Origin of the sequence: Streptomyces sp. NPDC015532 (genome assembly GCF_043078065.1) — a bacterium.
Taxonomy (GTDB): domain Bacteria; phylum Actinomycetota; class Actinomycetes; order Streptomycetales; family Streptomycetaceae; genus Streptomyces.
This window is the reverse complement of sequence record NZ_JBIBSY010000001.1, coordinates 754886-779808: the sequence shown is the minus strand read 5'-3', so window position 1 is coordinate 779808 and position 24923 is coordinate 754886. Positions and strand designations below refer to the sequence as shown.

Annotated in this window: 20 protein-coding genes, 1 tRNA gene and 1 pseudogene; 8 read left to right on the top strand and 14 right to left on the bottom strand. The window is 71.1% G+C overall.

Annotation, left to right across the window (positions count from 1 at the left end):
- Positions 1–93 precede the first annotated feature (93 nt).
- The gene (locus ACF07B_RS03255) at positions 94–1008 is read left to right on the top strand and encodes a ketopantoate reductase family protein (protein ID WP_392177563.1); all 915 of its coding nucleotides are present in this window, start codon (positions 94–96) and stop codon (positions 1006–1008) included.
- Between the two features lie 336 nt (positions 1009–1344).
- Here ACF07B_RS03255 and ACF07B_RS03250 read toward each other — a convergent pair whose 3' ends face one another.
- From ACF07B_RS03250 to ACF07B_RS03235, 4 genes are read right to left on the bottom strand one after another with little or no spacing between them, the layout of a single operon-like run.
- Positions 1345–2256: a LysR family transcriptional regulator gene (locus ACF07B_RS03250; RefSeq protein WP_392177562.1), complete on the bottom strand. Its 912-nt coding sequence runs from the start codon at positions 2254–2256 to the stop codon at positions 1345–1347.
- Positions 2257–2293: 37 nt separating this feature from the next.
- The gene (locus ACF07B_RS03245; protein ID WP_369482851.1) at positions 2294–2881 is read right to left on the bottom strand and encodes a hydrolase; all 588 of its coding nucleotides are present in this window, start codon (positions 2879–2881) and stop codon (positions 2294–2296) included.
- Positions 2882–2883: 2 nt separating this feature from the next.
- Positions 2884–4485, bottom strand: coding sequence for an MFS transporter (locus ACF07B_RS03240; RefSeq protein WP_392177561.1), 1602 nt, complete (start codon positions 4483–4485; stop codon positions 2884–2886).
- Positions 4482–4946: a MarR family winged helix-turn-helix transcriptional regulator gene (locus tag ACF07B_RS03235; protein WP_392177560.1), complete on the bottom strand. Its 465-nt coding sequence runs from the start codon at positions 4944–4946 to the stop codon at positions 4482–4484. The genes ACF07B_RS03240 and ACF07B_RS03235 overlap by 4 nt, the downstream gene beginning before the upstream one ends.
- 280 nt (positions 4947–5226) lie before the next feature.
- Between ACF07B_RS03235 and ACF07B_RS03230 the strand changes: the two genes are divergently transcribed.
- Complete coding sequence (locus ACF07B_RS03230) at positions 5227–5559, top strand: hypothetical protein (RefSeq protein WP_362407582.1); 333 nt, start codon at positions 5227–5229, stop codon at positions 5557–5559.
- A 36-nt stretch (positions 5560–5595) separates the two neighbouring features.
- Here ACF07B_RS03230 and ACF07B_RS03225 read toward each other — a convergent pair whose 3' ends face one another.
- Complete coding sequence (locus ACF07B_RS03225) at positions 5596–6024, bottom strand: DUF3761 domain-containing protein (RefSeq protein ID WP_392177559.1); 429 nt, start codon at positions 6022–6024, stop codon at positions 5596–5598.
- 700 nt (positions 6025–6724) lie between these two features.
- Positions 6725–7462, bottom strand: coding sequence for an XRE family transcriptional regulator (locus tag ACF07B_RS03220; RefSeq protein WP_392177558.1), 738 nt, complete (start codon positions 7460–7462; stop codon positions 6725–6727).
- A gap of 210 nt (positions 7463–7672) precedes the next feature.
- On the opposite strand from ACF07B_RS03220, the pseudogene ACF07B_RS03215 reads away from it, so the two are divergent.
- A pseudogene (locus ACF07B_RS03215) lies at positions 7673–8701 on the top strand (IS110 family transposase); the annotation flags it as partial.
- 117 nt (positions 8702–8818) lie between these two features.
- Positions 8819–9202 (top strand): tyrosine-type recombinase/integrase, encoded by a 384-nt coding sequence (locus ACF07B_RS03210; RefSeq protein WP_392177557.1) that lies wholly within the window; start codon positions 8819–8821, stop codon positions 9200–9202.
- Positions 9203–9297: 95 nt separating this feature from the next.
- Here the strand turns inward: ACF07B_RS03210 and ACF07B_RS03205 are convergent.
- Positions 9298–9369 (bottom strand) — tRNA-Val (locus tag ACF07B_RS03205).
- Positions 9370–9767: 398 nt separating this feature from the next.
- Here ACF07B_RS03205 and ACF07B_RS03200 point away from each other — a divergent pair.
- A complete protein-coding gene (locus ACF07B_RS03200; RefSeq protein ID WP_392177556.1) occupies positions 9768–10595 on the top strand; it encodes a DUF4097 family beta strand repeat-containing protein in 828 nt (275 codons plus the stop codon).
- Between the two features lie 75 nt (positions 10596–10670).
- Complete coding sequence (locus tag ACF07B_RS03195; protein ID WP_392177555.1) at positions 10671–12134, top strand: hypothetical protein; 1464 nt, start codon at positions 10671–10673, stop codon at positions 12132–12134.
- Positions 12135–12681: 547 nt separating this feature from the next.
- Here ACF07B_RS03195 and ACF07B_RS03190 read toward each other — a convergent pair.
- The 3 genes from ACF07B_RS03190 to ACF07B_RS03180 all read right to left on the bottom strand — a co-directional run bounded on the left by ACF07B_RS03190 (position 12682) and on the right by ACF07B_RS03180 (position 17459).
- Positions 12682–13815: an amidase domain-containing protein gene (locus tag ACF07B_RS03190; RefSeq protein WP_392177554.1), complete on the bottom strand. Its 1134-nt coding sequence runs from the start codon at positions 13813–13815 to the stop codon at positions 12682–12684.
- A 173-nt stretch (positions 13816–13988) separates the two neighbouring features.
- Positions 13989–15284 carry a hypothetical protein gene (locus ACF07B_RS03185; protein WP_392177553.1) on the bottom strand — a complete coding sequence of 432 codons (1296 nt, stop codon included), beginning with the start codon at positions 15282–15284 and terminating at the stop codon, positions 13989–13991.
- A 93-nt stretch (positions 15285–15377) separates the two neighbouring features.
- Positions 15378–17459, bottom strand: coding sequence for a transglycosylase domain-containing protein (locus ACF07B_RS03180; RefSeq protein WP_392177552.1), 2082 nt, complete (start codon positions 17457–17459; stop codon positions 15378–15380).
- 321 nt (positions 17460–17780) lie between these two features.
- Between ACF07B_RS03180 and ACF07B_RS03175 the strand changes: the two genes are divergently transcribed.
- Entirely contained in the window at positions 17781–18008 is a 228-nt protein-coding gene (locus ACF07B_RS03175) for a zinc ribbon domain-containing protein (RefSeq protein ID WP_351871835.1), read from the top strand.
- A gap of 428 nt (positions 18009–18436) precedes the next feature.
- On the opposite strand, the gene ACF07B_RS03170 is transcribed toward ACF07B_RS03175, so the two are convergent.
- Genes ACF07B_RS03170 through ACF07B_RS03160 form a run of 3 tightly spaced genes read right to left on the bottom strand, consistent with a single transcriptional unit; the run spans position 18437 to position 23024 of the window.
- On the bottom strand, positions 18437–19288 hold the full coding sequence (locus ACF07B_RS03170) for an HAD family hydrolase (RefSeq protein WP_369482862.1): 852 nt from the start codon (positions 19286–19288) through the stop codon (positions 18437–18439).
- Positions 19288–21810, bottom strand: a complete 2523-nt coding sequence (locus ACF07B_RS03165; RefSeq protein WP_392177551.1) for a phosphoribosyltransferase — start codon at positions 21808–21810, stop codon at positions 19288–19290. The genes ACF07B_RS03170 and ACF07B_RS03165 overlap by 1 nt, the downstream gene beginning before the upstream one ends.
- A gap of 44 nt (positions 21811–21854) precedes the next feature.
- Positions 21855–23024, bottom strand: a complete 1170-nt coding sequence (locus ACF07B_RS03160; protein ID WP_369482864.1) for an HpcH/HpaI aldolase/citrate lyase family protein — start codon at positions 23022–23024, stop codon at positions 21855–21857.
- A gap of 180 nt (positions 23025–23204) precedes the next feature.
- Between ACF07B_RS03160 and ACF07B_RS03155 the strand changes: the two genes are divergently transcribed.
- The gene (locus ACF07B_RS03155; protein WP_369482865.1) at positions 23205–24104 is read left to right on the top strand and encodes a TerD family protein; all 900 of its coding nucleotides are present in this window, start codon (positions 23205–23207) and stop codon (positions 24102–24104) included.
- A 73-nt stretch (positions 24105–24177) separates the two neighbouring features.
- Here ACF07B_RS03155 and ACF07B_RS03150 read toward each other — a convergent pair whose 3' ends face one another.
- Positions 24178–24915, bottom strand: coding sequence for a Tellurium resistance (locus ACF07B_RS03150; protein WP_392177550.1), 738 nt, complete (start codon positions 24913–24915; stop codon positions 24178–24180).
- Positions 24916–24923: the final 8 nt, after the last annotated feature.

The window sequence follows — 24923 nt, the reverse complement described above, 5'->3', positions numbered from 1 at the left end:
GGTTCGGCAAGCTTCTCCGAGGATTGACTCGGATCACCGTGAGTTGTGACCATCTCCAGGGCCCGTTCGGGCCCGTGGAGAGAGCGAGGATCTATGGCGAACGACGTGCTGACGGTGGCGGTGCTGGGTCCGGGAGGGGTCGGCGGGCTGCTCGCGGCACTCCTGTCCCGCGCCGGTCACCGGGTCATCTGCCTCGCCGGTGACGAGACCGCGCGGAAGCTGGCCGCGGACGGCATCGAGGTGCGCAGCGGCCACTTCGGCGACTTCACGGCGCGGGTGGAGGCGGACACGGAACTGCGCGAACCGGCCGACGTGTGCTTGATCGCCGTCAAGGCGACGGCCCTGGAGGCCGCGCTGGAGCGCCTCCCGGCGAAGGCCCTGGGTGAGGAGGGCCTGATCGTCCCGCTCCTGAACGGTGTCGAGCATCCGGCGCTGCTGCGCGAGCGCTACCGCTCCGAGCAGGTGGCCCCCGCGGTGATCCGCGTGGAGTCGACGCGGATCGCTCCGGGAGTGGTCGAGCACGGCAGTCCGTTCGCCGAGCTCGATCTGACCGCCGACAGCGCACCCCGGGCGCGGGTCGAGGCATTCGCCGGGGCCCTTGAGTGGGCCGGACTGCGGGCCCGGGTCCAGGACGGCGAGTCGGCGACGCTCTGGGCGAAGATGTCGTTCCTGGCGCCGTTCGCGCTGCTGACGACGCGGTACGGGGTGCCGGTGGGCGACGTGCGCACGCTGCACCGCGAGGAGTTGGCCGCTCTCGTCGAGGAGACGGCCGCGGTGGGCCGTGCGTGCGGGGCGCCCACCGATCCGGCGACCGCCCTCGCCCGCTACGACGCCTTCCCTGCGGCCACCAAGTCCTCCATGCAGCGGGACGCCGAGGCGGGCCGGACGCTCGAACTCGACGCGATCGGCGGCGCGTTGCTGCGAGCGGCGGAGCGGACCGGGGTGCCGGTACCCGTGGCGAGCGAACTGGTCCGGCACCTGACACCGATCGCCGACCCGGACAACTGACGAGGAACGACGGAACAGCAGACCCGCGGAACGCCAGACCGGCGGGGTCGGGAGCGAGGGAGCCGGTCCAGGACGAGTGCGAGGAACCCGGCCGGGGGCGGGGGCGAGGGGGCCGGCCGGGAGCGGGGGCGAGGGAGCCGGCCGGGGGCGGTGCCCTACGGGGGCCGGCCGGGGGCGGTGCCCGACGGGGTCCGGGTGGTGCGGGTTCGGTGCCGGGAGCGAAGGCGAGGAAACCGGCCGGGGACGGAGGCAAGGAAGCCGACCGGGGGCGGGGGCGAGGGAGCTGGCCACGGCGGTGCCCGACGGGGTCCAAGTGGTGCGGGACCGGTGCCGGGGTCAGTCCCCCGCCGCCGTCCCGGCGCCCGAGCAGTGCCGGGCCACCGTGTCGGCGAAGGCGTGCGCCGCGGGTGACAGGGCGTCCCAGCGGCGGACGGCCCAGCCGACCGCGAGGGGTCGCAGGTCCGGTACGGGGAGGAAGCGGAGGCGGGGGTGACCGGGTCCCGGCAGGCCGGGCAGGGCGGGGACGACGGCGTGTCCGAGCCCGAGTTCGGCGAGCAGGATCGCGGTGTCCCAGTCCGCGACGCTGGTGTCGGAGGTGCTCGCGGGTATCCCCAACTCCCGGTAGGCAGAGTCGAGATGGGCACGGGAGGTGGAGCGCTCGGGCAGCCCCACGATCCGCAGTCCGGCCAGCTCTTGCGCCTCGATCCTCTCCCGCGCGGCGAGTTCGTGGTCGGCGTGCACCGCGAGCACCCAGGGAAGTTCGGCGACCACCTGCTGCTCGACCCCTCGCACGGGAGCACCGAGGGTGACCCAGGCGAGGTCGAGTCCGTGGTCGGCGAGCGCGTCGAAGCAGCTCCGGCTGGAGTTCTCGGTCTGGAACTCCAGGCTCACCTTGGGGTATTGCCCCCGGAACTCGACCACGGCCTCGGCCATGAAGTGCCGGACGGTGGTGCCGCCGGTGGCGATCCGTACCGTACCGCCGTCTCCGCGCGCCAGCTCGTCGAGCCGGCGCAGCGCGAGGTCGAGCCCGGCGATGCCGTCGGCGGCGGCCCGTTCGAGGAGCCGCCCGGCGCGGGTGGGCACCACGCCCCGGGCCTGCCGTTCGACGAGCCCGAGCCCGACCTCGCGTTCCAGCCGGCGTACGTGCTGACTCACCGCCGATTGCGTGCAGCCCAGTTCCCGGGCCACCGCGCTCAGGCTCCCGGCCCGGCAGACGGCGACGAACACGCGAAGATCATCCAGGGTCACGGCCCCAAGGTACTCGCGGGCCGATGGAGTCGGCCGGTCAGACCCGGGTCTTGTCGAGCAGCTCGACGATCTCCTCGGTCGTACCGGTCTCGCCGAGGCGCGGGAAGATCCGCTCGACGCTGTTGCGGTGCGTCTCGGCGTCGAGGTCGGACATGGCGTCGGTGGCGAGCGTGACGTGGTAGCCGTGTTCGTGGGCGGCGCGTGCCGAGGACTCCACACCGATGCTGGTGGCGATGCCGGCCAGCACGATCTGGGTGATCCCGCGCCGGCGGAGCTGGAGGTCGAGATCGGTGCCGTAGAAGGCGCCCCAGTTCCGCTTGGTCACGGTGATGTCCTCGGGGTGCCCGGCCAGGTCGTCGACGATGACGTCCCAGCCCTCGGGGAAGGAGCGGCCGCGGCTCTGGCCGTCGATCCGGCCGGGAACGGCGTCCGCGCCGTCGGCGGCGGCGGTGACCCGGACGAGGACGACCGGGAGGCCGTGGCCGCGGAAGGCGTCGGCGAGCCGGACGGAGCGCTCCACGACCTCGGCGCCGGTGCGGGGGGCGACACCCGGGTTGCCGACGATGCCGTGCTGAAGGTCGATGAGGACGAGCGCGGTGCGGGGGTCGAGCGTGGTGACTGCCATGGTCAGGCCTTTCGGGGGATGAGATCGCGGAGGGATCGGTCGATGAGGGTCACCGCCAGGAGCAGCACTGCTCCGGCGAGCATGAAGAGGGCCAGATGGTGCAGGCCGCCGGTGTCGGCGCCGTGCGTGAAGAAGGCGGCGTCGGCGGCGGAGGCGGCCATCGCGCCCAGGTAGGTGAAGGTGCGCAGCAGCCCGGCCGCGGAGCCCATCCGGGCGGGGTCGGCCTGCCGGTACAGGGCATTCTGATTGGCCAGGCCATTGAGACCCTGCGGAACGCCCATGAGGGCGCCTACGCCGGCCAGCAGCCAGATCGCGCTGGTGGAGTTCATCGTCAGCAGCGCCAGGCAGCCCGCGATCTGGACGAGACTGCCGACCACGAGCTTGCCGCGGACCGCCTCCCGCCGTCCGGTGACGCCGGAGACGACGAGCCCGCTCAACGACAGCGGCAGCAGGACCAGCCCGGCACCGGCCGCGTGCAGCCCGCGCCCCTCCTCCATCCACTGCGTGAACCCGTAGAGGAAGGCGTACGCGGTGGTGTAGCTGAGGAACTGGCGCAGGAAGGTGGCGAGCATCGGTCCGTTGCCGCCGAGCACCCGCAGGTCGATGAACGGGGCGGGAACGCGGAGCTCCCGCCGTGCGAAGGCGGCCCCGGCGACGAGCGCGAGCACCGGCAGGTACCAGTCGGCGGCCCGCGGCCTCATCAGGAACAGCATCAGGGAGACGAGCAGTGCGGTGAACAGGGCCATGCCGACGAGGTCGACACCGCGTGAGGCGGACGCGGACGGCTCGTACCGTCCGCCTGTCCCGTTCCCGCGCACCGCGACCTCAGGCGCCTCGTCCCTACGCGCCTCGTTCTCACGCGGCTCGTCCTGACGCGTCTCGTCCCGCGTGGTGGTGCGCTTCGGGTCGTCCGTGCGGCTCGGGGCGGTGGCGTCCGTGCGCGCCGGCCCGGACGGAGCCTGGCGGGCCGCCGGCTTCGCGGCTTTCGGCAGGCGCAGGGATCCGAGGACCAGACAGGCCAGGGACAGCGGTACGTTGACGAGGAAGATGGTGCGCCAGCCGCCCACGCCGATGAGCAGGCCGCCCAGCGTCGGCCCGACCACGGCGACGGTCTGCGCGGAGACGGCGAGCGCGGTCAGCACGCCGGCCGGGCTGCTCTGCCCGGTGCGTTCCGCCTCACTGCGGGTCAGGTGCATCGCGGCGGGATACGCGGCCGAGGTGCCGAGTCCGAGCAGCACCCGGGCGGCGACCAGCGCGCCGAGATTCGGGGCGAGGGCGCCGAGGAGTCCGGCGACGCCCACCATGGCCGTACCGACGAGGTAGAGGCGGCGGGGCCCGTACAGGTCGACGAGGCGTCCGATGACGGGCTGCCCCACGGCGGTGGCGAGATACAGCCCGGAGACCAGCCACGCCGTCTCCGCCGGGGACGCTCCGAGCGCCCTGCCGATCGGCACCAGCGCCACGGCGATCATCGAGGAGTTGACGGGGTTCAGCACGGTCCCGAGGACCATCGGGGCGATCAGCCGGCGGTCGAAGCGGTCGGGCGGGCGGTGCCGTGCGGGGGTGGTCCGGTGCTGGAGCCAGTCGCGGAGCGCAGGTATCACGACCGGGTGAGCCGTTCCAGCAGGGCCATGGCCTCGATGACGGTCTGCCGCTCGTCCTCCGTGCAGCGCTCCTCGAAGGCGCGGGCGAGCCACTCCGAACGGGCCTGCCGGGTGCCTTCGACGCGCTCGCGCCCGGCATCCGTGAGCGTCACGAGCTGACGCCGGCCGTCCCCGGGGTCAGGGTTGCGCTGGATGAGTCCGAACTGGTCGAGGGCCGCGAGTGTGGCGGCCATCGACTGCGGGCGCACCCCTTCGACCGCCGCCAGCGCACTGGCCGTGGCGGCCCCGCTCTTGCTCACCAGGGTGAGCGCGGAGATCTGGGAGGGCGTGAGGTCCTGCGTCTCGGACACCTCGCGGATCCGCCGCCGGAGCAGGCTGAACGCGACCCGCAGATCCTGCGCGGCACGCGCCGCGGAATCCGAGACACCCGCTTCGTTCGGTCCCTTGCCGCTCAGATCCATACCGCCACGGTAAATCGCCCAGCCCAAACTGTCCAGTTCAAACTGCTCAGTTCAAGCTGTCCAATTCAAACTGCGCAGCTCAAGGTGCGCAGCTCAAAGTGCGCAGCCCAAGGCGCTCAGCTCGAACTGCGCAGCCCAGGCTGTTCGATCCAGCCCGCTCGATCCACCTTGCGACGGGCGGAATCGGCGGCCCTCATGGAACACGCGTTCGGAACACCCGTTCGCGTGAAGTCCCGGAAGGAACTCGCACCTCAAAATCGAACAGGCGTAGCATTGCCGCGTGGCTGCGACCTATGACTTTCCAAGTGACCTCCTCGCCGGTCAGGAGGAGCTGCACCAGGTCCGGGCCGAGCTGCTGGCTCTGCTGAAACGACTCCCGTGGTCGGTGGAGCCGCTGGACGGCTTCAGTGACACCGGCGGCTGGCGCAAGGTGGAGCGCCCGGCCTCCCCCGGCTGGACCGACGACGAACAGGCCGAAGTGGAAAAGCTCCGGCAGCGCGAGCGCGAGCTCACCGTGTTCGTGTCCGGACACCGCTTCTGGTCGGAGATCACCCCTCCGGACAAGGTGGACGCCCGGATGCGGCTGAAGCACACGCGTGACACGTCGCCCTGAGCCGGCGCGGACCGCGCCGCCACGCGTCCGCGTCCTCTACGAGGGCGCGCCGGCAAGCCAGTTGGCCACGCCGCCGTGATGCGAGCACGTGCCGCGCCGGTGCGCGGAATAGCTGTACGTCCCGTCGCCGCACTGGGCGGTGGCACCGGCGGGCGCCTGCGGCGAGCCGCCCGAGGACGAGGACGTACTGGAGTCGCTCTCGGCCGCGTCGGAGCCGCCGGTCGACGAACTGGAGCCTCCGCTGGAGGAGTTGCCGCTGCCGTCGTCCCCGGTACCGGCGACCGAGGAGGAGCTGTCGTCGCTCCCGTCGTCCTCCGCACCGGCGACCGTGGACGAACTGTCGTCGCTCTCGTCGTCCCCCGCACCGGCGACAGCGGTGGAGTCGTCCTCGCCGTAGTCGCTGCCGCTATCGCCCGACGCTGTGAGGTCGTCGCAGGTTTCCCCCTCGCGGCCGCTGCCCGGCATGAGCCGGCGCTCGCGTACAGCGAGGGGCAGGGCCGTAAGGGCGCCGACGCTAGCCGCGGGCCGCCCCGGGGATGACCATCCGAGGGAAAGGCGGGAGCGGACGGTATCCGTGCGGGTACGGTGAGGCACGATCCCTGCCCGGATGCCGCAGTGCCGACGCCGATCCGGGTGAGGAAAGGGAAACCTGCAACGCGGGTTCGTGGGAGCCGGGTTGGCGATTCCGGGCCCGGTGACCGTGACCCGCTGAGAGCACCCGCGTTGCCGCCCGGTTCCTGGCCCTCACGGGTCGGAAGGTCAGTTGCTGAGCGCCAGCCTGATGCCGAAGACGCCGATGACCGTGCCGGTGATCCGGTCGAGCAGGCGGCGGGCCCGGGGCTTGCGGAGCCGGCGGTTCGTCGCGCTGCGGGACCGAGGTCTCTTCCGTCCAGGACCTCGATGTCCACGATGACCGACCCGGTCGGATCAAGACTGAGCCAGATCACCACTTCGTCGTGCTCCTCCAGTTCGCAAAGATAGGGAGTGGGCGAACCCTGCGGCGCCGTCAAGAGGGCCCTACAGGTGGGCGTACAGGTGCACACGCCGTGGAAGCGCAAGGCTGGGATCTGTGCGATCAGGACCGGGTCATCGTCGCCAAGCAAGCGCACGATGTCGGCAGTCAGCTCGGGGAAGACTTCCGCGAACAGCGGTAGTCCGTCGACGGTCACAGCACGATGGGAGTCCCGCGCTCCCAGGTGTGGTCGAAGCTTCGCATGTAGTGCCGGAACGTGCGGGCACCCGGGATGTAGCGGAAGCGCAGTACCGGGTTCTGTCCTGCTGGAGCTCCGAGGACGTGCGGGTTCGCCAACACGTCATCATCAAAGCGGTAGATGGAGTTGTAGAGGATCGTGTCGTGCAGTCTGATCTCCACGCCGCGCGTCTTGGCTGCAGGTTCGAGGTAGCGGCGGGTTGTCCGGGCGCGGGCGGCAAGGTCGTCGCCGATGCCTTCCTCTTCGCCCCGCTGGCGGATCATCTGCGACTCCGGGTCGCCCAGGAGGACACGCACCTGGGTGCCGGCCGTTGCCTTCGCTGCGAGCTGGTCGGGGAGGTCGAGGTGACTGCCGAAGAGGAACAGTCCCGCGTATACGAGGATTTCGACCTGATCCTTCGCCCCCTCGATCAGCGACGACCACAGGGAAGCTGGAACGGCGCCGCGGTGCGGGTAGTACGTGACCAACTCGGAAGTGCTGGCGGTCTCGGCCTGCTTCTCCACTGTCGGCCAGAGATAGACCTCATCGACGCCTAGAAGGGCTGCGGCCTTCCAGCGGTGGCCGCGGTGCGGGGTGCGGTTCGTGGTGATCCACCGCTCGACGCTCTTCGGGTCCACTCCGACGTGGTCAGCAGTGGACTGAACGGTCTCGCCCTTCGCCGAAATGGCCGCTCGCAGACGTTCGTTCGCCATGAGGTGTCCCTAAGAATGTGAGGCGGTCCGGGAGGACCGGGTGTGGCTGATGAGGTGTTGCCCTTGATGGCTCGGGAGGAATGGCCGCCCGGTTCTCCAGGACGCTCCGACCACTGATTGAGAACTGCGGTCATCGCTGGTTAGGGACCTGTCGGCGGGGTGTTCTTCGGGCCACGAAGTGCTGGTCACGAGGCATACGGAGCGATGGACTTGAGCACGTCTCACAAGCGGGTATGGGTCGGCATCGATGCCGGCAAGGGGCATCACTGGGCGGTTGGGATCGACGCTGACGGCGAGACCCTGTTCTCGACGAAGGTGATCAACGACGAGGCCCAGATCCTCACGCTCATCGGCACCGCCCGTGAGCGGACGGATGAGGTGCGGTGGGCGGTGGACATCTCCGGCCGGGCCTCCACCCTGCTGGTCGCACTGCTGGTCGCGCATGGCCAGCAGGTGGTCTACGTCCCCGGCCGGACGGTCAACCGCATGACCGGGGCCTACCGCGGCGAGGGTAAAACCGATGCCAAGGACGCCCGGGTCATTGCCGATCAGGCCCGCATGCGCAGGGACTTCGCCCCGCTGGGCACGACGCCCGAGCTGGTGTCCACCCTCCAGCTGCTGACAAATCACCGGGCCGACCTGATCGCCGACCGGGTCCGGCTGATCAACCGGCTCCGCGACCTGCTCGTGGGAATCTGTCCTGCCCTGGAGCGGGCCTTCGACTACTCCGCGGCCAAGGGCCCGGTCGTCATGCTGACCGAGTACCAGACCCCGGCCGCCCTGCGCCGCATCGGCGTCAAGCGGCTGACGGCCTGGTTGGAACGCCGCAAGGTCCGTGGCGCCGACACCGTCGCGGCCAAGGCCGTCGAGGCCGCTCAGGCCCAGCAGGTCGCGCTGCCCGGCGAGAAGCGGGCGGCGAAGCTGGTCTGCGACCTCGCCCACCAACTCCTGGCCCTGGACGAGCGGATCAAGGACAACGACCGGGAGATCCGCGAGGCGTTTCGCTCCGACGACCGCGCGGAGATCATCGAGTCCATGCCCGGCATGGGGCCCGTCCTCGGCGCCGAGTTCGTCGCCATCGTCGGCGACCTGTCCGGCTATCGCGACGCGGGCCGACTGGCTTCGCACGCCGGCCTGGCCCCGCTCGCCCGTGATTCCGGACGCCGCACCGGCAACTATCACCGGCCCAAGCGATACAACCGGCGCCTGCGGCACATCTTCTACATGGCCGCACAGACCTAACGTCCAGACGGATCGTGATACGTCCACGGGGCCTCGCGGTCTCCTGAACTCACCGAGACCCGGACGGATGGCCTCACGGTCAAGGCGCCCAAGAGCGCGGCGGGTGTCCGCACCGTGGCGTTCCCGGCCTCGCTCGTGCCCGAGCTGGCGCACCACCTGACCGAGCACGCGGAGGCCGGCCGCACCGGGCTCGTCCTCGTCGGGGCCCGCGGTGGTGTCCTGCGGCGGAACAACTTCCGGCGGATCTGGCTTCGCACCCTCGCCTCGACCGGTCTCGGTGACGTGCACTTCCACGATCTCCGGCACACCGGGAACACCCTCGCCGCGACCGGCGGCGCCACGACCCGCGAGCTGATGCAGCGCATGGGCCACTCGTCGGTGCGGGCCGCGCTGGTCTATCAGCACCTCGTCAACGGGCGCGACCACCAGATCGCCGACTGCGTGGACGGTCAGATCACGAAGGTACGGCGGCCTCCGCGCGGCCCATCTGGCACGTAAGCGTCACGACGGCCACGAGCAGCCGAAAAAGATCAAGGCCCAGATCACCGGATTCACACCGGCTGACCTGGGCCTTGTTCGTGTCCTGAGACTTGTGGGCGCGGACGGTTTCGAACCGCCGACATCCGCCTTGTAAGGGCGGCGCTCTACCACTGAGCTACGCGCCCAGGACGATTCGACAGCCTACATGGCCCGGGGGGATGCCCCGCAAACCCGTATCGGACGAGCGGGTGGCGGAGTGACGAAGGCGCAGCCTGGCGGGCCAGCCAGGTCTGTCCGGGGCGGGGAGGGAAGGGGAGGGGAGGGGAGGGGAGGGAGGGGAAGGGAAGGGCGAAGGTGTGGGGCGAGGGGGACCGTCAGGGCGGTCCGCTCCGGGGGCGACGGGGGCTCTGGGGCGGGGGCCGGGGGTTATCCCCACCCTTGGTTCGGGAGCGGCCCGGATCGTTTCGGGCTCCGTGGGTGCCTACCGTCGAAGAGGCTTCGCCGACCGGCTCCGGTCCAGTGCCCGGGTATCCGGGCTCGAAGGCGCGAAGTTCCGGCACACCGTCCCAGGGGGAGATCCGTCATGGCCCGCACGCGCACCCGCGCCACCAGCAGGAACCGTAGCCACAGCGCCACCGGCACCACCCGCGCCACCCGCACCGCCGCCCTCACCGGCCTCGCGCTCGCGCTCGTCGCCGGTGTCAGCGCGTGCGGGGCGTCCGCGGGGGACGACAAGGAGCCCGAGACGCGGTCCTTCGGGCTGCACGGGCGGACCCTGACCGTCGACTCGGACGACTCCTCGCTCGATCTGGTGGTGTCGGACTCCGCCGGGACCGGTGAGGTCCGGGTCACCCGGTGGTTCCAGGGGCATGTCGCCCTCGGCGGGGACCCCGGGGTCACCTGGGCCATGCAGGGCGGTGACCGGCTGGTGCTGCGGATGAAGTGCTCGGGTGTCGTCGCCGACTGCTCGGCCCGGCACCGGATCGTGGTGCCGCGCGGGGTGGCCGTCAAGGTCGAGGACGGGGACGGAGGGGTGAGCGCGAAGGGCTTCACGGAGGCGCTGAGCATTCGTACCGCGGACGGCCCGGTACGGGTCAGCGACACCTCGGGAGCACTCGATCTGCACAGCGGCGACGGCTCCATCCGGGCCGTCGGCGTGAACGCCCGCAGCGTGCGGGCCCGTACCGACGACGGCTCGGTGCAGCTCGAACTCGGCACCGTGCCGGACCTGGTGGACTCCCGCAGCGGCGACGGCTCCGTCTCGATCGTGCTGCCCCGGGCCGCCTACCGGGTGACGGCCGCGAGCGGTGACGGCTCGGTCCACGTGGACGTGCCTCGCGACGGTTCCAGCTCCCACCGGCTCTCCGCGCACACCGACGACGGAAAGATCACGGTACGAACAGCGAACTGACCGGCCCGTGTGTTCGTCTTCATCCGGTGGGAGAATGACAGCCGGGCAAGGCGGATGACAGCACGGGAGAGGGATGTGACGGCGACACCTTCGCGGCCGTATTCGCCATTCGCGGGGCCCGCGCGGCCTGGGCACCCCCATGCTCACCCGCACCCGCTCGGCTTCCGGCGGGGCAGCCCGCCGGCACGGTCGGCACCGTCCGGGCGCCTTCCTCGTCCGTACGTCGCTGTCCGTGACGTGCTCACACTCGTCGCTCTGCCCCTGCTGGCCGCCCTCGCGCTGCCCGCGGCCTTCGCGGGAGGCGGCACCCGGCGCTGGTTCGGCGGGCGGTCCGAGGGCCAGCGGGCCGAGGCGCAGGCCGCCAAGGACGCCGCCGCGGCGGCGTTCTACGAACTCGACACCGCCCAGCGCGACCTGCGGATCTCGATCGAGACCATCACGGCCGTGGACGACTCCCCGGCCGCCCGCCGCGTGGTCGCCGACTTCGCGGCGCTGGGACAGCGGATCGACGAGGCCAGCCAGAAGTACATCACCGCCGTCGACGCCCACGATCTCGACCGGGACGAACTGGAGGCGTCGGTCGCGGAGCGGGCACGCGTCGAACTGGTCGCCGCCAAGGACGAACTCGGCCGTGTGAAGGCCGATCTGGACCGGTTCGAGCAGAGCCTCGGGCCGCTGCTCGGCAAGGCCGAGACCCAGCTCGCGCGGCTGGCCCCGGCCGTGGAGCGGGCCCGCCAGGCACTGCTCGCGGCGTCCAACGCCCTCGATTCCGTACGGCAGTCCGGGCTGAGGGCGGACGATCTCGCCGCCCGGCTCGCCGCTCTCGGCCCCGAGTTGACGAAGCTCAACCAGGGCGCCGGGCAGCACGGCGTGCCGGAGACGCTGGAGCGGGCCGAACGGGTGTCGCGCGAGGCCGCGGCGGTGGGCTCGGAGGCGGAGCGGCTGCCGGAGCGGGCCGCCGAGATCGACCACCGGCTCGTTTCGTTGCGGACCCGGGCGCAGGCGCTGACGACCCGCTCCGGGCAGGTGGAGCCGGTGCTGAGCGAGTTGCGGCGGCGGTTCTCGGCGGCATGCTGGCAGGACCTCCAGCATGTGCCGGACCAGGCGGCGGAGAACGTACGGCAGGCCGAGGCCAAGCTGAACGAGGCGCGGGCCGCGCGGGAGGCGCAGCGCTGGCCGGACGCGACCTCGCTGCTGGCGACCGTGCGCGCGCTGCTGAACGGTACGGACGAGGCGGTGTCCGCGGCCGGTGACCGGCTGCGCAGGCTGAACGCCGTGCAGAAGGATCCCCAGCAGGAGATCGACCGCACCCGCTTCGCGATCCGGGACGCGCAGCGGCTGGCCATGGCGGGCCGCTCGACGCCCGACCCCCGGCAGGCCCGCCCGCTCGACGACTCCGTCAGCCGGCTCGACCGGGCCGTGGCCACGCTGGAGGGCCGGCACCCCGACTACTGGCATTTCCTGACCGAGACGGAGGCCGTGCGGCTGACGGTGGCCCGCGTGGTCGCGCAGATCCGTGAGGAGCGCGGCGGCGTCTGAGACGCCCGGCGGGCGCGACCAGCCCCCCGGGGGAGCTGGAAACCCAGCTGTCCAGGAAGCCCCGAGGGACGAGAAACCCGGGGATGAGAACCCGAGGGGCGAGAACCCGAGGGGCCAGAGCCTGAGGGCAGGATCCCGGAGGGGCTCCGAGGACGCCTGGGCCAGGCTGGGCCCTCGCGGCTCCCACGGGCCCCCGCAGCATCCTCGGGCCCTCGCGGCTCCCTCAGGTCCCCGCCCGCGTCCTCGGGCCCCGCCAGCTTCCCCAGGACCCGCCAGCGTCCTCAGACCCCGCAGCTTCCTCGGGCCCCCGTGGCTCCCTCAGGACCTCGCGGCCTCTGAGGTCCCCGCAGCGTCCACGGGCTCAGCAAGCTTCCTCAGGACCCGCAGCACCCTCGGGTCCCCGCGGCTCCCTCCGGCGCCACAAGCTCCCTCAGGACCCCGCAGCGCCTCGGCCCCGTGGTTTCCTCAGGGCCCTGCCCTGAGCCGTCTCAGGAGTCCTCCGGCGCAACCCTGTGTCACCGGCCGATCCGGCTCCGGCCGGGTTCGATCAGGTGCGGTACCCGTAGTACGCCGCGTTCGGGTACGCCGCGAGGAGGCTCGACAGCGAGCGGCGGTAGGTGTCGGTGTCGTGGTAGGTCAGGTACGGCACTCCGGCGGCGCTCCGGTACGACGTGATCATGGAGTGGTCCTTGGACCCGTCCTTGTCGAAGTCCATCTGCATCACGTCACCGACGTCCATCTGGTAGACGTTCGCCAGGGGCGTGGAGCGGTGGGCGGTCTGGGTGAACCAGGACCACTCGTTGACGCCGACCCAGGTGTCTGTCTGGCTGGACGCGGTGTAGTTCCAGGTGCCGTACTCCTCGTCGGAGCCGGCGACCGTCGCCCAGCCGCCCGCCTTCAGGGCCTGGCTGAGGTAGTTGGTGCAGTCGCCGCCGACGGAGTTGAAGCTGCGGTAGGCGGGGTTGTAGTTCTTCCAGAACTTCTCGGCGTACGTCGCCATGCCCGCGTAATCGTACGGGCCGCCGGTGAGCGTCTTGGGGTTGGCGGGCGCCGGGTACGTGGTCGCTGCCCGGGGGGCGTCGACAGCGGCCATCGTGGTCCTGCGGAGCGGCGTCGTGACGGGCTGGTTGACCTGCCGGGGGCCCTTGTCCGTCGAGCGCTCGCCCGTCAGCTTCCAGGTGCCGTCCGGCCGGGCGGCGAAGGTCAGGACGTGGTGGGCGCGAAAGCCCGTGGTGGCGGGTTCGTCGCCGCGGATCTTCCGGTAGGTGAGGGTGGTGGTCTCGGTGACCCAGGCGGTGGCCACCCGGCCCGTCACCCGGGTCCGGTCCACGGCGACCGCGGTGTCGGCGGCGCTGTAGGCCTCACCGAGGGCGGCGAGCCGGGACCGCGTGCCGCGCAGCGAGGAGAGAGCGGTGTTCTCGGTGTGGGCGAGGGTGCCGGGCACCCGTATGCCCGCGGTGGTCGCCTTGAGGGCCGTACGGGCCGTCGGAGGCCGGTCCAGCAGGGCGGCGGTGCGGTCGGTGAACACGGCGTCGGCCACACGGCCGAAGGCATCGGCCGTCGACGCGGTCACCCGCGGGACGGGGGCCGCCGCGTGGGCGGCGGACAGAGGCAGCAGGAGGGCGGAGAGGGTGATCGCCCCCACGACGGAACAACTGCGGCTTAAGTTCTTCGGTGTCACTGGTGATTCTCCTTGATCCCCGGTCGGACTCCAGGGAAGGGAATCTTTACATGTCCCACTCAACTGTGGGGAATCCGGGGGGAGTTCGCATCGAGTACAACCAAGTCCCATATGTCGGAGGTAAGTTGATCTCAATGCGCTGCCGCGCGGGGCCATCGGCCCGGCGGCGGTCCCTACTTCACCACGGTCGACCAGTCCGGTGACTGAGCGGGGTCCAGGCCGCGCAGGCGTTCCAGGGTCTCGGGCTTCTGCACGTCGAGCCAGTCGGACAGTTCTTGGAAGGACACGCACTTGACGCCCTTCTTCGTGCACACACTCCTGATGACCTGATCGATGGCCTTCATGTAGATGCCGCCGTTCCAGTCCTCGAAGTGGTTGCCGATGAACAGCGGTGCCCGGCTGCCGTAGTACACGCGGTTGAAGCCGGCCATGTAGGAGTTGACGGTCTGCTGCTCCCACTGCGGGTACTGGGCCGGGTCCCCCTCGGTCTCACCGTCGGACTGGTTGTAGAGGAAGTTGAAGTCCATGGACAGGCCTTGGTACTTGCCGTTCTCGTAGGGGAGCATCTGGAGCGGGAAGTCCCACACGCCCTCCTTCTTCCTGGGCCATATCTGGAAGTCGCCCGCGGAGCTGGCGTCGTAGCGCCAGTTGTACTTCTTGGCCGTGGCCTTCATGGCCTTGAGCAGGTTCTTCTGCCCTTCGAGGCAGGGCGCGCGGCCGCCGCTGATGGCCTTCGCCGGGTCGAAGGGGAGCGACGCCACGTCGGTGTCGCCGGTGTTGGTCCTCCACTTCTCCACGAAGGAGAAGAACTGGTTGATCTCGCTCTCCCACTCCTCGACGCTCCAGTCCCCGCCGCCCTTGTCGCCGCAGAAGTGGCCGTTGAAGTGGGTGCCGATCTCATTGCCGGCCTTCCACGCCTTGCCGAGCTCCTCCACCGTGGTGCGGATGTGCTCGTCGGTGGCGTAGCTGATGGCCGCGGAGCCGGGCGAGTGCATCGGCGGTTCGTAGAGCGTCTTCTTGTCCTTGGGCAGCAGATAGATGCCGGTCAGGAAGAACGTCATGTGGGCGTTGTACTGCTGGGCCAACTCCCGGTAATGGGAGAAGAGTTCGTCGTCACCCTGGAGTGCGCCGTCCCAGGAGAAGACGACGAACTGGGGCGGCTTCTCACCAGGCTTGAGCGGTACGGCCTTCAACTCGCCCTTCTGGGGCCCGGTGTAGGACGTGGAGCCGTCGCCCAGCACATGGGTCTTGCCGTCCCAGACCGGTTCCTTCTTCGTCTTGGTGGCCGGGCCGTGCGCGCGGGCGGACGCGGCCGGGGTGGTGTGGTCCGTGTTCAGGGCCAGGTAGGTGGCGGCCACGGACGTGACGACGAGGAACGCCGTCATGGCCGCGAACCCCTGGCGCGCGGAGGCGGCGGCGGAAGCGGGATCGGACTCACGGCGTCGGCGCCGGCTGTGCTTCGAGTTCATACGGGGCACATTCTGCGAGGGGGACGGAAGGAGCGTGGCGCGGCCACCGGGTGGCCGTCGGCGGGGGCCGAGCCGGACGGTCGGCCGACGGGATCAGCGAAGCGGGCTCATCGCACCGGACCAGATGCCGTACGGCACGTCGGCGACGGGTGCGCCGGCGATCCCCTTGAGCGGGAGCGGTTCGAGGCTCTTGGTGAGGTCGATGCGGTACAGGACCACCGCCGTGGACACGGAATCGTTCGAGCCCGCGTACCAGGCGGCCTTGTCGTCCAGCGTGGCGCCCCGCTTGCCGGCCACCTTCACCGAGAGGGGGGCCGCGCCCGGGTGGCCGATGCGGAAGGAGTCCGCGAGCGCCTCGGTGACCTGGCGGGCCACCTCGGCGCGCATCGCGCGGTGGGGTGCGGGCATGTCCAGCCGGACGCGGGAGCCGTTGCGGGTGATGCGGCGGACCGAGTACGGCTCGTAGTGCGTTCCGTCGGCGGCGAAGGTGGCGTAGGCGCTGGCCATGCGGATCGCGCTGGGAGTGGCGGCGCCGAGGGACATGCCCGGCACCTGCGGTCCGATGCTGGAGGGGAGCAGGCCCGACGCCTCGGCGGTCTCGCGCACCTTGTCCAGGCCGGCGTCCATGCCGAGCTGCATGAACGGGGTGTTCACGTTCTGGGCGAGCGCCGAACGCAGCGAGATCTGGCCGTAGTTCCGGTTGCCCTCGTTGTGCGCGGCGACCTTCTTGCCGCCGCGGTCCCAGTAGGGGCCCTCGGGTGTGCTGACCGGGACGCCGTCGTCACCGTTGTACGGCGTCTCGGGGGTGACCGGTGTGGCCGCGCCCTCGCGGGTCTTGTGGACGCCGTTCTCCAGGGCGGCCGCGTAGACGAAGGGCAGGAAGGCCGAACCGGCCGGGACGGTGGTCGCGTTGGACTCGTTGTAGCCCTGTTTACGGTGGTCGGGGCCGCCGTAGACGGCGAGGACCTGGCCGTCGTCGGCGATCGAGGCGGCACCGTAGTGGGCGGCCTTCGCGTTGGCCGGGTCGTCCTTCTTGGCCTGCTTGCGGGCCTTGGTCACGGCGTCGGTGAGCGCGGTCTCGCGCTTGCGGTCGAAGGTCGTGTAGATCTGGTAGCCGCCGAGGTCGAAGTCCCGGTCGGAGATGTGTCCGGCCTTCTTGGCGTACTGGGTGGCCAGTTGGACCAGGTAGTCGGTCTGCTTCCCGGTGTCGTAGCTCCCGGACTGCTTGATCGGCTCGGGGAACTTCGTGTACTTGGCCCGGTCGGTGGCCGAGAGCTTGCCGGTCTTGACCATGCGGTCGAGGATCCAGGTCCAGCGTTCCACGGCGCGTTGGTGGTTGGCCTTGCTCAGGGTCGGGTCGTAGAGGCCGGCGCCCTTGAGGAGCGAGGCGAGGAACGCGCCCTCGCTCGCGTTGAGACGGCTCACGTCCTTGCCGTAGTACGCCTGCGAGGCGCGCTGGAGGCCGTAGGTGCCGCGTCCGAACCAGCTCGTGTTGAGATAGCCCTCGAGGATCTTGTCCTTGCTCATCTTGTTGTCGAGCTTGAGGGCGATCATGGCTTCGGTGAACTTGCGGGTCACCGAGCGGTTCTGGGTCAGATAGACGTTCTTGACGTACTGCTGGGTGATGGTGGAGCCGCCCTGGGTGTCCCCCTGGCCGACCGTCTTCACCAGGGCGCGGGCCACACCCCTGGCGGAGATGCCGGGGTCGCTGTAGAAGCTCTCGTTCTCCGCCGCGAGGACCGCCGAACGCACGTCCTCGGGTATGTCCTTCAGCGGCATGGCCTGGCGTCGCACCCAGCCGGTACGGGCCATCGGGGTGCCGTCCGACCAGAAGTAGACATTGTCCTGCTGGGTGGCATATGTGTTGAGGTTCTGGGGTATGTCCGTTGCCGCGTAGGCTATGGCGAGCAGGGAGCCGCTCAGGCCTATGGACAGCGCGAAGGCGCCGAGCCACTGCCGCCAGGAGGGCAGCCAGCGCCGCAGGCCGGTCCGCCCCGGGCGCGGATAGGCGGGTTTGAGGCGCCGGGCGAACGGCGCGAGGCGTGCGGCCAGTCGGGCCGGCGCGGAGGGCTGGGAGGGCTTGCGGCGGCTGCCGCGACCGCGCTGCGGTCCGGATGCGTTAGCCACGGCGCACTCCCGCGCCTCGGCGGCCCAAACACAGGGGATTCGAGGCATCGTTGCGATGCCATGTCCTGGTCACGACTGCGTCTCCCTCCGCACTCCGGATCTGCGCGCGCGGGTAGTTGCAGCGGCCGCTTTCGCGGCTGCGAGCCCCCCTCCCCGACCTTGCGGCTCGTCGCGGCCCTATTAAATTATCAGCGACCAATGCAATCCCTTCGATCAGCAACGAGACAAAAAAGCTCAGAGGTCAACGGACTTCACTGGTTCACCCTGTGCGAGCAGTCGTCACGCACTCCCCGCAACCCTCGTTCCGCCACGCGCGACGAACGCCGCCGAGCCCTTCGGACGGCGGCCGGTTCCGGATAGCCTGTGCGCATGCCTCGCTACGAGTACCGCTGCCGGACCTGCGGCGACACCTTCGAACTGACCCGTCCCATGGCCGAATCGGCCGCTCCCGCGGCGTGCCCCGCCGGGCACGACGACACCGTCAAACTGCTGTCGGCGGTCGCGGTCGCCCGGGGTGGTTCGGCGTCCGCGCCGGCCCCCGCACCGCGTTCGGGCGGGGGCGGAGGCGGGTGCTGCGGCGGCGGCTGCTGCGGCTGATCGCGGGAGATTTCTTACCAACTCCTCAGCAACGTCCGAATCCGCACCCGCGTGTCGCGGCGGCATGGTCTCGGTCACACCAACAGCTCGGCGCCGGGACCAAGTTGCACAGATCCTCCCAGGCCGATCCGAACCGGGCGCGTCGCCCGCGAAACGACGCACAGGCCCTTGATGCGCCCGTATCGCGCGAAGTTCGGAATACCGCCCATCCGGTCATGAACCGGGCAGCGGGCATTGGGCACTTCACGGATCCGGCCGGGTAAGGCGCGAGCGCGCGACGGCGCGTGTGCCGGACGCGGGCCGGGGCGGGTGCCAGGAGCAGGCCAGGCCCGGTCCGCCGAACGCGGGCGGGGGCGGGTGTGCCGGAGGGAACACCCCCCGCACACCCGCGCCTTCGCACGGGACCGGAACCGGGCTCCGTGGGTCTGTCAGACCGTTCCGGGGACACCACCGACGCCGGCGCCACGGCCGGCACAGATGCCCACGAACTCGCGCAGGATCCGCTCCCCCGCCACGACACCCCGCTCCGGCAGCGCGGTGATCGCCGGTGCCGTCCAGTCGTCGTCGGCGAGTTCACCGTGGCCCGGACGCCAGCCGCGGTCGGCGGCGAGCAGCAGGTCGGCGTCGAGCAGCGAGTCGCCGGCCGCGAGGGTGAGGAGGGCTCCGGTGCGGCGGGCGACCTCGCGCACGGCCGCGCTCTTGGTGAGCGGCCTGGGCACGGCGTAGATCTTGCGGCCCTGCAACGAGACCGTCCAGCCGCGGGCCTCCGCCCACACGGCCAGGTCCTTCACCCACTGCTCGGGGAGCAGTTCGCGCTCCACCACCAGATAGGCGAACAGGTCCTCGGCGACCCGGTGCTTGCGCAGCCATTCCGGGTCCGCGGTGGCCTCCAGGTGCTCCCGCACCTCGTCGAGCGGCGCGCACTCGGAGGCGAGGCGTGCCTTCACGGCCTCGTGCCAGTCGAGGTCGGTGACACCGTCGACGAGCAGATGCCCGCCGTTGGCGCAGATCGCGTACTCGGGGGCCGGGCCGGGCAGGTTGATGCGCTGGTACTGCTTACGGGTGCGGGTCGTGGTGGGCACGAAGTGGGCGAGATCGCCGAGTTCGGTGAGCAGCGCGGCGGCCGTCTCCGTCATGAAGGAGAGCGGCTTGCTCTCGTGCACCTCGACGCACAGCAGCCGGGGCGCGCGGGCGTCCGGCATGGTGAGGGCGAGCGCGGCGGAGGAGTAGATGAGCGTGCGGTCGAGGTCGCTGGCGACGAGCACCTTGGGCGCGGACATCAGAGGGTCACCGCCTTGCCGTCGGCACCGGTCGCGCCACGCGTGTACTTCGGGTGGATCAACCCCACGCAGGTGTACGGGAGTTCCTCGACCTCCTCGACGGGTACCCCGCGCTGCCCGGCGAGCAGCCGGACGTGGTCGAGGTCGGCGCCCGCTCCGGCGCGCGCGAGGATCTTCCAGGGGACCCGGCGCAGCAGTACCCGGGTGGTCTCGCCGACGCCCGGCTTGACGAGGTTCACGTCGTGGATGCCGTACTCCTCGCTGATCCGCTCGACGGCGGCCCAGCCCTCCCAGGTGGGTTCGCGGTCGGCGGCGAGGAGTTCCTTCGCCCGGTCGCGGGCCGATTCGGCGACCTCGGGGAAGTGGGCGGCGACGGCGTCCAGGAACTCGACGGAGACGTCGGAGCCGGCGAGCTCGCGGTAGAACTTCGCGCCGTGGAAGTCGTGTTCGCCGACCAGGTCGGAGCGCAGGACGGTACGTGAGATCAGCCCGGAGACGGTCGAGTTGAGACAGGCGGAGGGGATGAGGAAGTCCTCGCGGGTGCCGTACGTGCGCACGCAGGAGCCCGGGTCGGCGAGCACCGCTATCTCCGGGTCGAAGCCGGTGACGCCTTCGGCCTTCTCGAACTCCTCGATGGCGTCGGCGAGTTCGCGGGTGATGGCGCCCTTGCCCGTCCAGCCGTCGACGAACACGACGTCGGCCGGGTCGTGGTGGGCGGCGAGCCAGCGCAGGGCGTTGGCGTCGATGCCGCGGCCGCGGACGATCGAGACGGCGTAGTGCGGCAGGTCGAGGCCGTGCTGGTGCTGGGCCCAGCGGCGCATCAGGACGCCGACGGGTGTGCCGGCGCGGGCCAGGGACACCAGGACGGGACGCGGGGACCGGTCGGCGAGCACGAGTTCGGTCACGGCGCCGACGGCCTCGGCGATCCGGGCGGCGGAGGCGTCGAGGGCGGCGCGGAACAGGTCCTGGTACTCGGCACTCGGCTGGTACTCGACCGGCAGCGACTCGGCGTAGTGGGCCCCGCCGCTCTGGATCGCCTCCTCGCGCTCCTCGGTCGGCGCCTCCAGCGTCACGTCCGACAGGTCCTGGAGCAGCCAGCCGACCTCGTCGGGGGCGTACGAGGAGAAGGCGGGGCCGCGGAGGGGCTCGGGCAGCATGGAGGGCCTTTCGGTGGACGTCCGTACCGGGACGTACGAGGGCACGACGGCGAGCAGGACGTGTGGGGTGTGCGCCGCCAACTGTGCCAACAGGCCGTCGGGTGCGTGCAGTTCGGGGGTGTCGGCGGTGGAGTCGACGACCGCCACCACGGCGTCGAAGCCGGCGCCCGCGACGTTGTGGGCGTAGCGCTCGCCAGGGCCGTCGTCCGGGTCGTCGTGGGCCGGGAAGGCGATGCGGCTGCGGATCGCGTAGCCGGGGTCGTCGAGGGCGAGCACCGGGGAGCGGGTCGTGGTGGAGAAGCGCACCTCGGCGGGGACGGACCGCTCCAGCTCACCGGCCAGTCGCAGCGGCGCGTACATCAGTTCCTCGAAGCCCAGGACCAGGACGCGGTTCACGCCGTCGGGCAGGGCGCCGGCGAGCCGTGCCGCCATGGCGGGCAGGGCCGCCTCCAGGCGTATTCGGTGTCCGGGGGTGAACCCGTGCCGTCCGCCGTCGGGGAGGCCGTGCGGCCAGCCGAGGTCGACGCGGACGGCCGGACCGGCGTCGCGGGGGGCGGGGGTGCCGGACGGCGCCGGTTCGTGCCGGGCGACCAGGGCGGTGCCCTTGGCCAGGACGTCCTCGGGCAGGCGGACCGTGCCGGAGGCGGCCGCGACCAGGTCGACGCGGGCGCCGATGTCCCCGGCGAATTTCTCGAAGCGGGCGTGGTCGGCCTCGGAGCGCATGTCGACCAGGGCCACGACGACGTACCGCTCGCGCGGGTAACGCCCGTGCAGGTCGCGGATCGTGTTGAGGACGGTGTTGCCGGTGGAGAACTCGTCGTCGACGAGGACCAGCGGGCCGGAGCCGGCGAGCAGACCCGGGTCCTCGGGGAGGAGGAGGTGCGAGGTGGCGTGCGAGTGGGACTCCTCGAAGCCGCCCGCCGGCCGGACGCCGGGGACCGCGCGGCGGGTGGAGTGCAGGCAGGGCGCGACGGCCATCCCGTCCGCGACCGAGTGGCCGAGCCCGGTGGCCGTCTCGGCGTACCCGAGGACGACGGCCGCGCGGGCGTCCTCGGTGCCCAGCAGCTCACGTACCCGGCGGCCGAGCTCGACGCCGTACCCGTGGACCACGGCCGGCGACTGCGGCACGTGCTTGCCGAGGACGTTCGAGACGAGCAGGTGGGCCCGCTTGGGGTTGCGCCGCAGCGCGAGTCCCAGCAGGCCCTTCAGCCCTTCGTCGCCGACGAGCTCGACGCCGAGCCGCTCGGCGACCCAGGTCCCGGTCCACACCGCGGCGTCCGTGGCGTCCGCGGGGTCCGGGCTGTCCGTGCCGTCCGGGCCGCTGCCGCCGTCGGGGTGGTTCGGGTCGTGAACGGGGATGTTCATCTGTTCCTTGCTGTCGGGGGTGCGCGTCGCTCGGCCGGACCGGCTCACACCGGCAGTCCGGCGGTGAGCAGCTCGACGAAGCCGATGTCCTCGTGGGCGACCCCGAAGACCTCGGCGCGCAGCAGGGTGCGCTCGGCCCAGGCGCGATGCGGCTTCACCTCGTTCATTTTGTTCGTGTACGCCGACCTCAGTACACCCCCGCCGCCGCGCTCCGGCCTGAGGATGTCCTGGGCGTCACTGAATTCCTCGTGGCTGACCACGGACAGTGCGTGTACGGGCAGCACGTGCGAGGGGTGGATGCAGGTCTTGCCCATCAGGCCGTTGGCCTGGTCGAGGGCTATCTCGCGCAGCAGTCCGTCCATCGCGTGTTCGAGCAGCCTCTCGCGCAGTTCCTCCGCCTGTCCCTCCAGGAAGGGGCTGCGGCGCAGTTGCGGCTTGAACATGCGCTCCTGGACCCGGAAGTACTCCCACACGGGCCCGGTGACGGTGAAACCGGTGCCGTCGGCCCGCCCCAGCATGTTCACCACGTCGGCGATCACGGAGGCGACGACCTGGACGTCGTAGGCGGTCATGTCGGGGGCGCGGCGCAGCCCGTACGAGGAGCAGAAGTCCGTCACGCCGAGGCGCAGCGCGAGCACGCGGTCGCGGTACTTGTCGACGGCGCGGGAGATGCCCTCCAGGGTCTCCACGCGCGATTCGCGGTAGAGCAGCTCGGGCGACTCCAGGACGGGCATGGCGAACAGCCGTCTGCCGCTCGCCGCCTCGGCGTCGGCGAGGGCCTCCAGGAAGGGGGTGCCGCGTTCCTCGGTGAATTTCGGCATGACGAAGCCGGACAGCAGGCGGACGGCGGGGCCGAGGCGCCGTACGAGATCGGGGATCTGCTCGGGGTGGCGGACCCGGACGAACAGCAGGGGCAGTTCTCCGGTGTCCGGGCGGTCCGCCAGATCGGTGAACTGGCGGACGAGGTTCTCCTCGGCGCCCACGACCTCGGAGTCGTCGATCGAGTCCTCCAGGCACAGCACCATCGAGACCACACCGCGCGTGGTCTGCTTGACGATGTCGTCGGCCAGGGTCGGCCGGGTCGCCGGGCTGTACAGCGTCGCGCCGAGGGCGGCGGCGAGCACGCGGGCCGGAGAGTCGGAGCTGAAGACGCCGGGCTCGCGGTGGAAGAGGCGCTGCCGCTCCACCGGGGTGACGTGACCGAAATGACGCATGGGACTCCCCCGCGGCGGCTAGATGGCTGAATGTGATGTGGCCGGTAATAGTACGTACTTATCCATGTCAGGGATTCCCACCGGGCGTGAAGTTCAGGTAACTCCACCATGTCCAACACCGGCCGGTTCGCGAACGACCCCGCATTGTCGTGACCAGGACCGGCAGGGCAGGATGACCGCATGACGCACGCGATGCTGAAAGGGTCGAACGTCCCGCTGGACGCCACAGCGGTGCGCGCCGTCCTGCGCTGGACGCCCGGTCAGGGTGTCCCCGATGTCGATGCCTCCGCGCTGCTCCTCGGCCCCGACGGTCGTGTGCGATCCGACGAGGACTTCGTCTTCTACAACCAGCCCCGCCATCCGTCGGGCAAGGTGTGGCGGCTCGGCAAGAAGCGCGGTGCCGAGGGCCTCACCGACACGATCCAGACGGATCTGACGGGTGTCGAGCCCGGTGTCGGACAGATTCTCCTGGTCGCCTCGGCCGATGACGTCACCTTCGACCGCGTACGTGATCTGCGCATTCTGCTGTACGACGCGGCCGTCGCGGACGGTGAACCTCTGGCGTACTTCGACATCAAGCCGGAGACCGGCGCGGAGACCGCGCTGATCTGCGGCGAGCTGTACCGGCGCGGTGAGGGATGGAAGTTCCGGGCGCTCGGCGAGGGCTACTCCAACGGTCTGGTGGGGCTCGCGACCGACTTCGGGATCTCGGTGGACGAGTCGGAGGCGGCCGCGGCCGGCTCCGCGCCGGAGCAGCCCGCCTGGGCCTCGCCCGTCACGGCTCCCGAGACGTCGCTGCCGCTGCCGCCCGAGCATTCCGCCCCGGTCACGCAGCAGCCGGCCCCCGTCCCGCAGCAGCCCGCCTACGGCTATCCCGGGCCCGCCGCGCCGGCCACGCAGCCCGCGTACGGCTACCCGCAGCCGGCCGGGCGGCAGGCGGATCCTTCCGCCTACGGCTACCCGCAGCCGCAGAGCGCGCCGGCCACGCAGCCCGCGTACGGCTTCCCGCAGGCGGTGGGCTCGGGGCCGGACCCGGACTTCCGGCTGCCGCCGCAGGGCCCGCAGTTCCTGTCCCGCTGAGTCCTCGGAGTCCGGGAAGCCCGGAGAGTCCTCGGAGCCCGGGGAGTCCGGTGGGCGTGAGCACGGCCGGCCGTTAACGGTCGGCCTTCGACTTGTAGCCGCGGCCCCACTGGAGCCCCCAGCCGTAGAGGCGGTCGAGTTCGGCCTGGAAGCCGTACACGAACCTGACCTCACGGCGTACGGTCACCTCGCCCTTGTTGCACTCGATCATGACGACGGCGCAGGAGCGGGCCTGCGGATGGCGTTCCTCCAGGCCGATCTCGATGCGCGGGCCGTTGCTCGGATAGAGCGTGATGATGGCGTGCGTACGGTCGAAGGCCGGGGTCTGGTCGTAGATGTAGACGAAGACCAGCAGGCGTTTGATGTCGTCGCGGTGGTCGAGGTTGACGTAGGCCGTCTCGCCCGACCCGGAACCGAAGCGGTCGTCGCCGCTGAGCTTCACGAACGGCGGGGCGTTGAGTTCGCCGAAGAAGCTGCCGAGCGGCTGGACGACGCCCTTGGTGCCGTCCGTCAGCTCGTACATGACGCCGAGGTCGAGGTCGACGTTGACCATGCTCTGGGTGTGCGCCTGGACCACTTCCGGCTTGAAGGTGCGGAAGGGATGGCGCAGCAGGCTGCCGCGCTGCGGCCCGCCGAAGTCGGAGGTGCGCATCCGCCAGGACAGGTTGATGCGGAGGTTGCCGCTGGCCGCGCCCTGCTTGGTGAGCGAGACCGTGTGGTTGCGCTTGGTCAGCTCGATGGAGTTGGACGCCGCGCTGCCGGAGTCGAAATCCGCCGAGCGGCCGCGCCACAGGTCCTGCCAGATGCCCATTCGGCCCC

What these genes read in the sequence shown, in the direction of transcription:
- ACF07B_RS03255 (WP_392177563.1), top strand. Translation starts at nt 94, where the DNA reads ATGGCGAACGACGTGCTGACGGTGGCGGTGCTGGGTCCGGGAGGGGTC.
- ACF07B_RS03245 (WP_369482851.1), bottom strand. Translation starts at nt 2,881, where the DNA reads ATGGCAGTCACCACGCTCGACCCCCGCACCGCGCTCGTCCTCATCGAC.
- ACF07B_RS03235 (WP_392177560.1), bottom strand. Translation starts at nt 4,946, where the DNA reads ATGGATCTGAGCGGCAAGGGACCGAACGAAGCGGGTGTCTCGGATTCC.
- ACF07B_RS03225 (WP_392177559.1), bottom strand. Translation starts at nt 6,024, where the DNA reads ATGCCGGGCAGCGGCCGCGAGGGGGAAACCTGCGACGACCTCACAGCG.
- ACF07B_RS03220 (WP_392177558.1), bottom strand. Translation starts at nt 7,462, where the DNA reads ATGGCGAACGAACGTCTGCGAGCGGCCATTTCGGCGAAGGGCGAGACC.
- ACF07B_RS03200 (WP_392177556.1), top strand. Translation starts at nt 9,768, where the DNA reads ATGGCCCGCACGCGCACCCGCGCCACCAGCAGGAACCGTAGCCACAGC.
- ACF07B_RS03185 (WP_392177553.1), bottom strand. Translation starts at nt 15,284, where the DNA reads ATGAACTCGAAGCACAGCCGGCGCCGACGCCGTGAGTCCGATCCCGCT.
- ACF07B_RS03180 (WP_392177552.1), bottom strand. Translation starts at nt 17,459, where the DNA reads ATGCCTCGAATCCCCTGTGTTTGGGCCGCCGAGGCGCGGGAGTGCGCC.
- ACF07B_RS03175 (WP_351871835.1), top strand. Translation starts at nt 17,781, where the DNA reads ATGCCTCGCTACGAGTACCGCTGCCGGACCTGCGGCGACACCTTCGAA.
- ACF07B_RS03170 (WP_369482862.1), bottom strand. Translation starts at nt 19,288, where the DNA reads ATGTCCGCGCCCAAGGTGCTCGTCGCCAGCGACCTCGACCGCACGCTC.
- ACF07B_RS03165 (WP_392177551.1), bottom strand. Translation starts at nt 21,810, where the DNA reads ATGAACATCCCCGTTCACGACCCGAACCACCCCGACGGCGGCAGCGGC.
- ACF07B_RS03160 (WP_369482864.1), bottom strand. Translation starts at nt 23,024, where the DNA reads ATGCGTCATTTCGGTCACGTCACCCCGGTGGAGCGGCAGCGCCTCTTC.
- ACF07B_RS03155 (WP_369482865.1), top strand. Translation starts at nt 23,205, where the DNA reads ATGACGCACGCGATGCTGAAAGGGTCGAACGTCCCGCTGGACGCCACA.
- ACF07B_RS03150 (WP_392177550.1), bottom strand. Translation starts at nt 24,915, where the DNA reads ATGGGCATCTGGCAGGACCTGTGGCGCGGCCGCTCGGCGGATTTCGAC.